Annotated in this window: 11 protein-coding genes; 9 read left to right on the top strand and 2 right to left on the bottom strand. The window is 68.0% G+C overall.

Features of this window, described 5'->3' with window-relative positions:
- Positions 1–66 precede the first annotated feature (66 nt).
- Together AB0B89_RS17820 and AB0B89_RS17815 are read right to left on the bottom strand one after the other, a co-directional pair.
- Entirely contained in the window at positions 67–279 is a 213-nt protein-coding gene (locus AB0B89_RS17820; protein WP_358553581.1) for a DUF397 domain-containing protein, read from the bottom strand.
- The gene (locus AB0B89_RS17815; RefSeq protein ID WP_358553579.1) at positions 270–1,091 is read right to left on the bottom strand and encodes a helix-turn-helix transcriptional regulator; all 822 of its coding nucleotides are present in this window, start codon (positions 1,089–1,091) and stop codon (positions 270–272) included. The genes AB0B89_RS17820 and AB0B89_RS17815 overlap by 10 nt, the downstream gene beginning before the upstream one ends.
- Before the next feature lie 911 nt (positions 1,092–2,002).
- Here AB0B89_RS17815 and AB0B89_RS17810 point away from each other — a divergent pair.
- The 9 genes from AB0B89_RS17810 to AB0B89_RS17770 all read left to right on the top strand — a co-directional run bounded on the left by AB0B89_RS17810 (position 2,003) and on the right by AB0B89_RS17770 (position 12,150).
- Entirely contained in the window at positions 2,003–2,416 is a 414-nt protein-coding gene (locus tag AB0B89_RS17810) for an ATP-binding protein (RefSeq protein WP_358553577.1), read from the top strand.
- Positions 2,417–2,688: 272 nt separating this feature from the next.
- Positions 2,689–4,014, top strand: a complete 1,326-nt coding sequence (locus AB0B89_RS17805) for a helix-turn-helix transcriptional regulator (protein WP_358553575.1) — start codon at positions 2,689–2,691, stop codon at positions 4,012–4,014.
- Positions 4,014–4,547: a GNAT family N-acetyltransferase gene (locus AB0B89_RS17800; RefSeq protein ID WP_358553573.1), complete on the top strand. Its 534-nt coding sequence runs from the start codon at positions 4,014–4,016 to the stop codon at positions 4,545–4,547. Before AB0B89_RS17805 ends, AB0B89_RS17800 begins: the two co-directional genes overlap by 1 nt.
- Before the next feature lie 292 nt (positions 4,548–4,839).
- Positions 4,840–4,989 (top strand): hypothetical protein, encoded by a 150-nt coding sequence (locus AB0B89_RS17795; RefSeq protein ID WP_358553571.1) that lies wholly within the window; start codon positions 4,840–4,842, stop codon positions 4,987–4,989.
- Positions 4,990–5,132: 143 nt separating this feature from the next.
- Positions 5,133–7,892 (top strand): lantibiotic dehydratase, encoded by a 2,760-nt coding sequence (locus AB0B89_RS17790; RefSeq protein WP_358553569.1) that lies wholly within the window; start codon positions 5,133–5,135, stop codon positions 7,890–7,892.
- Positions 7,889–9,187: a lanthionine synthetase C family protein gene (locus AB0B89_RS17785; protein WP_358553567.1), complete on the top strand. Its 1,299-nt coding sequence runs from the start codon at positions 7,889–7,891 to the stop codon at positions 9,185–9,187. Before AB0B89_RS17790 ends, AB0B89_RS17785 begins: the two co-directional genes overlap by 4 nt.
- Positions 9,184–10,398, top strand: a complete 1,215-nt coding sequence (gene fxlM, locus AB0B89_RS17780; protein ID WP_358553565.1) for a methyltransferase, FxLD system — start codon at positions 9,184–9,186, stop codon at positions 10,396–10,398. The genes AB0B89_RS17785 and fxlM overlap by 4 nt, the downstream gene beginning before the upstream one ends.
- Positions 10,399–10,402: 4 nt before the next feature.
- The gene (locus AB0B89_RS17775; protein WP_358553563.1) at positions 10,403–11,506 is read left to right on the top strand and encodes a hypothetical protein; all 1,104 of its coding nucleotides are present in this window, start codon (positions 10,403–10,405) and stop codon (positions 11,504–11,506) included.
- A gap of 200 nt (positions 11,507–11,706) precedes the next feature.
- Complete coding sequence (locus tag AB0B89_RS17770) at positions 11,707–12,150, top strand: ATP-binding protein (RefSeq protein WP_358553561.1); 444 nt, start codon at positions 11,707–11,709, stop codon at positions 12,148–12,150.
- Positions 12,151–12,407: the final 257 nt, after the last annotated feature.

Below are 12,407 nucleotides of genomic sequence, written 5' to 3'. Positions count from 1 at the left end.
CGTGGCTTGGACGACGAGAAGCCCGTGGCGGTGGCCTACGGGCTTCTCGTGGGTCTGGCGTTGAGGTTAGAAGTCGAACTCGCCCTGCTTTGCTCCGTCGACGAAGGCATCCCAGACGCTCGCGCTCACCACGAAGGGTGCCTTGTCGGGCGCCTCGGTGTCCCGCAACCCGACCCGCCCGCCGGACAGCGGAGCTACTTCCAAGCAGTTCCCCTGGTTGGATCCGCTCTTGGTCGCCTTGCGCCAGGCCGCAGCCTTCAGCTCATCATTCAGATCCACAGTTTCTCCGCCTCTCTGATCAGCTCAATGGACGTGTGTTCGGGTTGCGCTGTGGCTCGAAGGGCGTCGTATCTACTACGGATGGCTTCGACGTCTTCCGGACGGTCCGTTACGTGTCCATGGGTCGCGGATTCGATGTACACATTATCCGAGGTGTCTGAAAGCTGCGCGATAGCGAATCCACCGAGGAGTCCTGTGGTCACGCCCAGCGCCACTGGGATGATCTGAATACCGATTCGAGGGGACTCTACCGCCTCAAGCAAGCGTTCGAGCTGGCGATGCATCACTTTCTTGCCGCCGATCGGACGATGGAGGACGCCTTCGTCCAGCAATACACGCAGCATAGGCGGGCTGGGTCGTTCGAAGATCGCTTGTCGCTCCATGCGCGCGGTTACAGCTTTGTCGACTTGTGGTTCCGTTATGCCGGGTTCTCCACGGATGACGACCCTCGCGTACTCCTCGGTCTGTAGGAGGCCCGGAACGTACAACGGTTCCCACGCGTGCAGGGTGTGGGCCTCATGCTCGACTTCCAGCCAGTTGCGGAACCATCTGGGGCTCGCGCCCCGGGTCAGGTGTGCCCACAGGCGGACGAGTTCGCCGCCCGCGTTGAGGGCGTCGTCGTAGCGCTGCATGAAGTTCTGACTCGGCGTGCGCTCGCCGCGCTCGATGAAGCCGACCAGACTCTGGCTGAACTGGATGGTCCTGGCCAGTCGGTCTTGGGTCAAATTCGCCCGAATTCGGCGCTTGCGCATTTCGGCGCCCAGAAAAACCAAAGGCTTAACAGTCGGGTCAGGATCGGGGGGTACGTACATGCGGGCCTCCGTCCGGCGAGAAATCGCTACTCCTTCAGCACAGCCAGCACACCGGTAGTACAAACCGTCCGGCAATGTGCTCTGCCTTTGGATGCACAACGTAGCCGGTCAGAGGCACTCTGTGAAGTGACTTGAGGGGCCGAGAAGGCGACCTAAGCAGACCTCCTGCCGATGCTGCGGAGATGCCTATATAGGGGCGATAAAAGACGGTCCACTATGTCCAGATAAGAGGGGATAAGAATGGCTGTATCGAGAGCGGGAAAGCGTGGTCTCGATGGTCCGTTCCTCCGAGTGCCGGCTAGGGATCTGTCACTCCTCCGCCACTCTCCGCAGGCGATCCCCGTGCCGGATATGGGCGGGGGAGCGGCATGAACGATCACGAGAACACGACGCGGCAACGGGGCCGGCATCGGCGGAGTGAGGCAGTGGTTCGGGTTCGCCCGAGGGGTTGGGATCCGGCTGAGCGGGCCGCCGCGCGGCAGTTGGATCTATTGGAGCCGGTCTGGGCCGTTTGGTACGGGCTGGGTGCGCGCCGTTTCTATGCCGCTGCCGTCTGGTCCGCGTCCGAGCCTTTGATCGTGCAGGCCGGTACCGCTGATGAGTTGCGCGACCGGATGCGTGAGGCCGAGGTGGGCGACCTAGTACGTGAGGCCGGGCGGCGCGATCTTGTGCTCCAGGCCGAGCGGTCCGCATGGGCGCGTCGCCCACGGCCACCGACGGCGCCCGTACCCCGCGAAGCCTTGCCCGTACAGCCGGTGCCCGCCGTACAGCCGGGGCACGTGCCCCTCGAAGCCTTGCCCATACAGCCGGTGCCCGCCGTACGGCCGGGGCTCGTGCCCCGCCTGCCCCTGCCCACGCGGCCGGAGCCGCGTAGGCCCCTGCCAATGTCGCGTCCACCCCGAGGAGCGAAGATGCCGGACAGCACGCCGGACGGCGCGCGTACCGTCTGCTGGGATCTACCCTGCGACCTGTCGGTGATCGGCAAGACCCGGAGCATGGTGAGGGAGATCCTCACCTCATGGACGCTGGAGTCCTTGGCCGACGATGTGGTGCTGGTGGTCGACGAGTTGCTGGCCAACGCGCTGAGCTACGGAGAGCCACCGGTCAGGCTCGCCCTTTCCGCCGAGGATGGCGAACTACTGCGCGTCCAGGTCACCGACCACGCCGCCGAACTGCCTCGCCACCTCCACCTCGGCATCGAGGCCGTCCACGGCCGCGGCCTGACCATCGTCGAGGCCCTGGCCCACGAGTGCGGCATCACGCCACTCTCCGGCCCCTCTGGTACCTCCGGCAAGACCGTCTGGGCCTGTTGGCGCCTCGTGTGAACGAACATCATCCGACGCGCCGGACTGACCTGATCACCCGGGTGTTCTCACTCACTACGAAGTGAACCGGCCGCGTAGCGCCCTCAGCGCGAATCGGGCAGAGCGAGTGCGCATGAGCAAGGCTGTTCGCCATTCAGGTGACGTTGTGCTGTCAACGCAGCGCGGCCTGTATGCCCCTGTGACATGCTGGTGGTGATCAGGAGCGATTCCAGGGGCAGGGTTTTGGCCAGAAGCAAGCAGCTGGCCAATCGTGACCAAAACAAGGAGCCGGAATGCCTCCCACCTCCCGGCCGGTGGACCCATCCGAGGGCCCCAAGCATCTGCTGGGTGCCGGCCTGCGGCATTGGCGAGAATTCCGCGGCATGACGCTGGAGGCGGCAGCCGAGAAGATCCTGGGCGACTGGGGGAATCTCGGCCGGTGGGAACGGGGCGTCCGCATGGCACCCTCCGACGCGGTGGAGCGGCTCGATCGTCTCTACCAGGCGGGCGGGTTCCTTGTGGCCTTGCGCGCCTCTGCGCTGGCCAACGACGAGCCACGACCGTCCGCCGTAACGGCGGCCCGGTGGGATGCTGACGCCATGGACCCATTGCGCCGGCAACTTCTTCTCGGTGGTATCGCCGCCGCGGGAACCGCCGCAGCCGCGCCGTTCCAGGATGGGCTGGAGCGGCTGCGTTCCGTCGTTGACCAGAACGTCGGTCACCCCGGCATCGACGACTACGAGGAACTGGTGTGGGAGTACTCCCACGCGATCGTGTCGCGCCCTCAACGGGATGTGCTCGGCGACCTCGCCGCTGACGTGCTTGCCCTCCAACAGGCCATGACCTCTGTCCCGACCGGGGAAGCCGTCCGCTGGCTACGGGTCAACGCGCGCATGACCCACCTACTGGCCCACACGCTCGGCTCGACAGGGTTCGCCCGCGAGTCGCGGCACTGGTGGGCCCTGGCCAGGCGAGCCGCAGAACGAACCAGCGACCCCAACGCAGAGGCGGCGGCGTATGCTTCCGAGGCGGTGCAGGCGTTGCACGAGGACCGGCCGCCGGTGCTGGTGCTGGCCCGCGCCGACACCGCGTTGAAGCTCACCCAGGGACGGCCCTGCCTGGCCACTGTGGAGGCCCTCGGCGCGCGGGCGCATGCCCTCGCCTTGGCGGGAGCCGCCGGTGAGGCGTACGCCGCGTTGGACGAGCAGGTGCGGGTGTTCGACCGACTGCCCGACGAGATCACCTTGGACCTGCTCTCGGCCGAAGGGTGGCCGGCGTTCCGGCTGTTCTACTGCCGGTCCCTGGTGTACACCCTGGCCGGGCACCCGGACGCTGGCAGCGCGCAGCAGGAAGCGCTCGCGTCCTACCCGGCAGGGCGGCCACGGCAGCGCGCCCAGGTGGAGCTCCATCGCGCCTACTCCGAGACCCGGCGCGGCCACGTAGACGACGGGCTCAACCACGCCCGCCAAGTCCTCGCCGCGCTCGGCCCGGACAATGTCACCAAGTTCGTCCACCACCTGGCAGTAGGGGTCGCCGACGCAGTGCCACCGCTAGCCCGCACCACGCTGTCCGTGATCGAATACCGCGATCAACTCGCGTTACCGACCGGAGGAACCTGATGGGCATCGTGTTCGACCACAAGCACGGCGGCGACGCCTCCGAGGTCCTGAGCGACGAATACGTGATCCGCTACCTGGAGATTCAGGCGGAACCGCCGTACAACTCCAACCCGAACGCGTCCAAGGAGCGGTACCTGGACCGGACCCGCCGTCAGGTCGACACCCCAGGGTTTCAGCTGGTGTCCGCGCGCGACGGAGGGCGGCTGATCGGGTGGGCGTTCGGTCTCCCGTTCGCCGCCGGCCGGTGGTGGGGAGGCGACACGACGCCCGCGCCGGAAGAGGTTCTGCAGGCCGAGAAGTTCGCGGTCATCGAACTCAACGTGATTCCCGAGCACCGGGGCAACGGGTACGGGCGTCGACTGCTGGATGAGTTGCTTGGCGGTCGCCCCGAGCCATGGGCCACGCTGCTGTCGCTGCCGGCCGCCCCGGCACATGACATGTACGAGCACCTGGGATGGCACATCGCGGGCACCAACCAGCCGGCGCCGGACGCTGAAGTCGCTGACGTGATGGTGCTCAAGCTCGACGATTGACGTCCTCTCCGCCCTAAAGGACGGAGATTCCGCTCGCCGCGGATGGGGCTTCGGCGGCTTCCTGCTTCACGGCCTTGCCACCGCGAGCGGTGGTCTCACCATGCCTCCACAGGTGCGCATCCCGCGTTTGGTCACGTTTGGCCAATCGCATTGGCCCAAACGTTTCCCTTGGCCCCGGCCCCGGCCGGGCTCACCATGATGCTGAATCTCTATCCGGCCCCCACTGGCAGTGGCGCGCACCAGGGAAGCCGGGAAGCCATGACAGAGCGCCGCACCGGAAACCGGAGGAGCCATGACCAGGCAGACCCTGGACAAACTCATGACCGACCTGTTCGACCTCGACGCGAAGACGCACGAGGGCGCCCTCCTGGCCGTCGATGCCATGACCGACAACGGCTGTGGCACGCAGCCCGCCTGCAGCTACCCCGAACCGCGGAGCTAGACCGCCCGATCAGGCGACGGGCCGCGGCCCTCACCAAAGGAGAGTGCGCTGTGGCCCGTCGGCTGTTCACGCCCCGATCGGACGCTCTGGCTCGTATACCGCTGCGCCCGGCGCGGGACTCCGGCGCCGACCCCACCGATCCCTTGCTGATCGAGGGCGTCACCGTGGCCAGCGGCCCGGCTGCGAACGCCTCTGGCCGCTCCCTCGCCGCCGGCTTGACGTGGCGGGCCTACGCGACGCGGTCACGCACGCGCACCACTCCACACGGCGTCTTCACAGCCGTCGCTCCTGCGGCGTTCTCGGGTGACCCGGAACTGCGCCTAGGGGCGGCGCACCGGACCCTCACCAACCCGGACCCGCAGTGGCTGTGCCTGCTGGCACGCTCGATCATCGACGACGCCGACGGGTTGGAGAAGGTGAGATTGACCAGCAGCAACGTCGCCGTGCTGCGAGGCGACCGCTGGGAGATCGAACGGCCCATGGACCCGGAATCCGCCGCGCCAGTGACGATCAGCATCCGCCACACCGACGTGACCGCGTTCGTCCTGGCGACCTGCCGGGACGGCGAATCGGCCGCGCACGTCGTAGCCGAAGTGGCACGGCGATGGCGCCGGGCGGCTCCAGGGTCAGGGCCGGGGCTTGTGCGTGAGCTGATCCACAACGGTTTCCTCCTGCATGATCTACTGCCCCGTGATCTGCGGTGTGATCCTTTGCGACATCTGCTGGGCCGGCTCCCGGACGGCTCGCCGCGCCGCGACCTTCTGACACGGCTGCGAGACCAGCTGAGCGAAGCAGATCGTCATCGGCCGGGTAGCACCATGCGGCTCGCGCTCCTCACCGCCGCTCTGGAAGTCGGCCAGCAGGTTCTGCCCGCCGACGGCCTCCTGCGGGTCGACACAGTGGCGGACGCGACCGTGGCCCTGCCTGCCCGGGTGGCCCAACAGGCCGCGGAGGCCGCCGACGTGCTGTGGCGGATCGGCTGGGGCATCGACCCTCTCACCGACTTCCACCAGCGGTTCCTCACCCGGTACGGAACATCACGCGCCGTGCCGCTGCTGGACGTCCTGGATCCCGTCGTGGGCCTGGGCCCGGTCGAAGACCTCACTCACATCGGGGCAGGTCCTCTCGATCCACGGCGTGAGGCGGTTCTTGCCCGGCTGTTATCGCAGGCGGTATCTGAAGGCAGAACCGCGATCGACGTAGACGAGGCGACAATCGACCGGTTGACGAACCGCAGCGATGCCGCCGTTCCCCGCACCGGTGAGATCTACGTGCGGGTCCTTGCCGGCGACGCGGGGCAGTTGGCGGACCACCGATTCCAGGTGGCGGTGTGCGGAGGATCGCAGGACGCGCTGTCGACGATCGGGCGGTTCATCCCCTTGCTCGGCCGTCCCCAGCACACTCAAGACACCGAAGCGGAGGGCGGGGCTCTGGTCGCCGAATTGGTGGTGCGCCCCCGCACAGGCTCGGTCATCTCCGTCACGGCGGAAACCGGTCTGGCCGCCCATCGCATCCCGGTCGGGGTAGCGCCCCGGGTCGGCGATCTGGATCTCACAAATTTGAATGTGTTCTCGAACGGCCACCATCTGATTGTGTGGTCCAAGGCCCACAACCAGCGGGTCCGTCCTGTTCTCTATTCGCGGGTCGCTCTGTCGCTGCTGCCACCGGTCGCCCGCTTCTTGGCCCTGGCGGGACATGCAGGGGAACGCCCCTGGCACTGCTGGTCGTGGGCGGGCATCGCCGCGCCGTTCACACCCGCCGTCCGCTACCGCGACACCTGGCTGGCACCCGCCCGCTGGGTTCTTCCGACGCACCTGACGTTGGCCGCCAGGCAGGCCGCCGCCGGTGCTGACGGCTGGGAGGCCGCGCTCACTTCATGGCGATCGGTGACCCGGCCGCCGCCGCCCGACATAGTCGTCACTGACGACGTGGACCGGCGACTGCCACTGGACCTGCGCCGGTCCGACGACCGTGAGTTGCTGCGCCGCTATGTCCGGCGTGGCCTGGCCGCCGTCACCGCTCCACCAGGAGATGACCAGGCGATCGCTGCGGTGATGGCCGGCCCTGACGGTCACCACCTCCTGGAGTTGGTCGTCTCGCTCGACCGCACCACCCCTACGTGTGCTCCCGCACTGGCCGCCCCGCCGGTGCGGCGTCTCGGAGAGGGCCTGCACCTACCGGGCGGGCCCTGGCTCTCGCTCGCTGTCGAAGCTCCGCCCGCCTGCTACGAGCAGATCCTGCGATCACTGGCCCGGCAGGCGCGGGACTTGGCCGGCGCCTGGGACCGGTGGTTCTGGCTCCGCTACCACGACCAGCGTCACGGCGAGCATCTGCGCGTCCGCTTCCACGCCGACCCGGCCGTGTTGAACGGCACCGTTCTGCCTGCCCTGTCCGATTGGGCAGCTACCCTGCACCAGCAGCGCCTCATCTCCGGATTCTGCGTCGAACCGTACGAACAGGAGATCGAACGGTACGGCGGTGATGGCGCCATCACCGCCGCGGAACACTTCTTCGGCGCCGACAGCCGCCTCGCCCTCGATGTGCTGTCCACAGTGCGCGACGAGGACCAGCGGCTGGTCATCGCCGCAATCACCACGGCCACGATCGCAGCACGCACCCGCACAGCAGTCCACGGCGAGCGGCTCGGTCGGGAAACCCATCGACGGATGAACAGCCTGAGGCCAAGGGCACGAGCTGCGGTAGCACCCGCGTTCACGTCCGGATGGCAGCTGATGTTGGACGCCTATATCGCCATGCTGCCCCCCGGCCGACGCGGCGGCGTCGGATCCGACCTCATCCACCTGCATTGCAACCGGCTCGCGCCCACCGGTGAGGATCTCATCCGGGCCCTGGCCGCCGACCGGATCGCTCACCACGCCCACCGGACCGTGGAGGCCCGATGACCATCACCGCCCTTCCCAACCTGGCCGCCGCCATCGCCGAACGGCTCCTGGACCCCGAGTCGATCACCGCCGAGGCAGGTCCAGCCGCCACGTCCCTGTCCCGCGGACTGGCCGGAACCGCGCTCCTGCACGCTCGCTTGTCGGCGACCGACCTGCGGTTTCAGAAGGCGGCAGACCTCCACTGGGCCCGCGCGGCACAGATCAACACCTCCCACCCCCAGCGGGTCGGCGGCATCTTCAATGGCGTCGGTGCACTCGCTGCGTCCCTCATCCTCGGCACCCCCTACCTGCCCGACCCCGAGCCCTACCGCAGGCCGGTCCAACGCGGCGTAGGTTGGCTCTCCGCTCGGGCGACCGCCATAGCGGCCTGGCAGCGCGACCGCCGAGACGCCGGCGAACCCGGGACGCCCTGGCAGACTTACGACCTCATCAACGGGCTGTCCGGAATCGGCCGCGTCCTGCTGGCCGCCGCCCAAGCCGGGCAGGGGCGGGCCGAACCGGGGATGCTTGCCGCCCGTGATTCCCTCACCGCGATGATCAACATGGACGGCGGACGTCCCGGCTGGTGGAGACCAACTCCGCGCTCCTCTGCCGCGCTCGCCGATCCGCACAACCGCGACGCCGCGAACACCGGACTCGCCCACGGGATCGCCGGACCGCTCGCGTTCCTGGCCGCCTGCCAGCTCGCCGGGCGCGGTGACGACGCAACCGCCGACGCGATGCGCGCTGCCGCTCGGTGGCTGCTGGCCTGGCGGGCAGAAGGCAGCTGGCCACCACAGATCACCGCCGACGACCTCGCCGGAACTGCTTCCACCCCCAGCACCCGAGGCCGCCGCGATGCCTGGTGCTACGGCGCACCAGGCATCGGCGCAGCCCTCATCGCCGCCGGTGAAGCGCTGCAGGATCCGGACCTCACCCAGGTGGGACACTCGGCCATCGCCGCGCTGTCCACTCGCGCCTGGGACACTGAAGGGCCGACCCTGTGCCATGGAAGCGCTGGAGTACTCCTGTGCGCCCAGACAATCGGAAACACCGCCACCGCGCGCAGAGCCGACGACGCGTTGGCCGACCAATACGACCCGGCGCTGCCATTCGCCTTCCAGCACCGTGACCACGGGCAGGCCACCGACGAGCCAGGACTCCTCGTGGGTGCGGCCGGCATCGCGCTGACGTTGGCCGACCGCAGCGGACTGGCCGACCGCCAGGTGACCACACCGTGGAGCGCCGCCCTGCTCATGCCCACGCCGTGTCCATCCCAGCCCGTCCTCACCACCGAAGGTAGATTCCCACGATGAACACGACCGAGCCGGACACCGCCGCCCGTCTCCACGCTCGCCTCGTCGACCTGCTGGTGTCACGCGGAACCGTCACCACCGAGCGAGTCGAAACCGCCCTGCGCACGGTGGCCCGCCACCCCTTCGTGGCCGACGCGTCGCTGGACAGCGCCTACGCCCCCGATGACGCCGTTGTCACCAAACGAGACCACACCGGTGCCGCGCTCAGCTCCGCTTCCGCGCCCGGGGTGGTCGCCTCGATGCTGGAACAACTCGACGTCCAGCCCGGTGACCACATCCTGGAGATCGGCGCCGGGACCGGGTACAACGCCGCCCTGCTGGCCGAACTGACCGGACCCGCCGGCAGGGTCGTCACCATTGACATCGACCAGGATGTCGTCGACGGAGCCGCCGCGGCGTTGGCCTCCACCGGATACGGTCGGGTCGAGGTCCTGTGCGCCGATGGCGCACAGGGACATGCCCCCGCCGCCCCCTACGACAAGATCATCGTCACCGCCGGGGCGTGGGACCTGCCGCCCGCCTGGTGGCGGCAACTCGCTCCCACCGGTCGGCTCGTCGTACCGCTACGGATCACCGGCGGAACTACCCGCTCCATCGCGTTCGACAGGCAAGGCGGCCACCTGGTGAGCCGCTCCATGATGACCTGCGGGTTCCTCGCGATGCGAGGAATCGGGGCCCAGAGCGAACCCACCATCGCCCTGGCTGACGGCGTCACGCTCGTGCTCGGTGACGGGCGAACCGCGCCGCCCGAGGCACTCGCCCGAGCACTGGACGAGCCCGCAACCCGCTCCTGGTCGGGGATCGCGATCCCATCCGGACGAACCTTCCAACACCTCGACCTGTGGCTCGCCACCACCTGCCAGGGGTTTTGCCGGATCGTCGCGCAAATCTCGGCTGTCGAAACCGACCTGGCGACCCCGGCATTCCGGTGGGGCGGTGCGGCCATGACAAACGAGACCGACTCCTTGGCCTACCTCACCATCCGGCCCGCCGATGTCCCGGGGATTTTGTTCGAGCTCGGCGCCCGCGCGCACGGACCCCACGGCAGCGACCTGGCGACCTCACTCATGGACCAGATCCAGCTCTGGGACAAGGAGCACCGCGACACCGCCCCGCGGATCGACGCGCACCTTAAGCCGTGCGATAGGACGCACCTCGCCGCGATGACGGTCATCGAGAAGGTCCATACGGTGCTGGCCGTCGCCTGGTGACCTGATGACATCCTTCCGCAAGGACATCGCCCGGCGGTTCCCCCTCGTGGCGCGCGGCCGGCCCGCCTGTCATCCCCTCGACGTGCGTATCCGCCAAGTCGGCGACTTGGCGGACGCCGCAACCGAGCACCCGGACCACGCCCTGAGGAAAGCCGCCGAGGCGCATAACCTCGCTGCTCTGATCGCTAGCGACTGCGGCCTGCCCTCGCTCGCCAGACTCTGGTGCTGGTCCCAGTTCGCGATCTTCCATGAAGCTCAGCCGTTCGAAGTGGCGACAGCGAAACTCGCGCTTCAGCCTCTCATCAACCTCGGCCGGCTCCTTACCCGAGACGGCAATGGCACCGCCGCACACCACCTGATCGAAACACTGTTCACCGCCGTCCAGAACAAGGTGACCGCCCAGATCGATGACAAGACCACCGCCCTCGGCAACCTGACCCGCACCCCTGATGCTCACCGGGAACTCCTCCAGTGGCTGTGGACCGTACTCCTGGCCGATGGAAGCCGGGCCCTGGCCCAGGCGGGCCGATGGGCGCAGGCGCTCCAGCACCTCCAAGACCACCAGGGCGTTGGGCAGCGGCTTCTCGACGGCCGCCAAATCGCCATCATCGCCCACCATGCGGCCGGAGATCACCTGCTTGCCGCGCGCCTCCTGACCGAAACCTCTACGCAAACCCCCTGGGAGCAGGCCGTGGCAACCTGCCTGGCGGTCCTGACCAGCAACCCCAGGGCCGACACCATGGCCGACGGTCTTCTCGCGCTCGACGACGCGCCCGAGCAGGTACTCTTCCGGACCCGCCTCAGACTGACCGCGATCGACCTCACCGACACCGTCTCCCCTCTGGTTCACGCCATCGAGTCCGACATACTGCGCTCAGCCGACGCCTACGCCGCCCGCGAGGCCGCCACTCACGCAATCTGCGCATCGCAGCTCTCCGCACGAGCCATCAACATGTTCACCAGACTCGTTGACACCTCGGGGCTGGGGAAAGGCGTCATACCCACCGACCTCCTGGACCAGCTCATGACCGCAGTCGCCGCGGCCGAAGCGTCGCTGACTCACGCGCTCAACCGGCACGACGCAGCAGCCCGTTACCACGATGGCTGAACGACACAGGAGAGCCCACTAGTTAGGCACCCGGAGCCGTGGACCACCGCGCCCCTGGTCGCTTTCGACCCGGAGGGCACCGGCGGGACGGCGGGGTGCATGCCACTTATTAGGTTTTGTCCCAGATTGAGGTGCCGTACACCACCTGGTGTCGGTCGACGGGGATCACGATGTCGGCGGTCTCGACCGGGCGAGCGAAGATGCCGGACAGCACGCCGGACGGCGCGCGTACCGTGTGCTGGGATCTGCCCTGCGACCTGTCGATGATCGGCAAGACCCGGAGCATGGTGAGGGAGGTCCTCATTTCATGGGCGCTGGAGTCCTTGGCCGACGATGTGGTGCTGGTGGTCGATGAGTTGCTGGCCAACGCGCTGAGCTACGGGAAGCCGCCGGTCAGGCTCGCGCTGTCCGCCGAGGGCGGCGAGCTGCGCGTCCAGGTCACCGACCACGCCGCCGAACGGCCTCGTCACCTCCACCTCGGCGTCGAGGCCGTCCACGGCCGCGGCCTGACCATTGTCGAGGCCCTGGCCCACGAGTGCGGCGTCACCCCGCTCTCCGGCCCCTCTGGTACCTCCGGCAAGACCGTCTGGGCCTGTTGGCGCCTGGTGAGAACGAACAGCCGCCGAAACGCCGAACTGACCTGATCACCTGGGCGTTGCACTCACTCTCTACGAAGTGAACCGGCCGCGCAGCGCCCGCAGCGCGAATCGGGCGGAGCGAGTGCGCAGCAGCAAGGCTGTCAGAACGATGAAACCTGCGGTGACGGCGGTGAAGAGCCAAGGATCATCTGACGGGACGACCTGGAGCCCTCTCTGTCAGACTCTTGTGAGACATAGGACGAATGAGTCCTCATGATGTGAAACAGAGCTAGACAGGACGATCGAGACAGTGACGATGACCC

The organism is Sphaerisporangium sp. NPDC049002 (assembly GCF_040649355.1).
GTDB lineage: Bacteria > Actinomycetota > Actinomycetes > Streptosporangiales > Streptosporangiaceae > Sphaerisporangium.
Note: the sequence above shows the minus strand (reverse complement) of the source record. Positions and strands in the feature narration are given on the sequence as shown.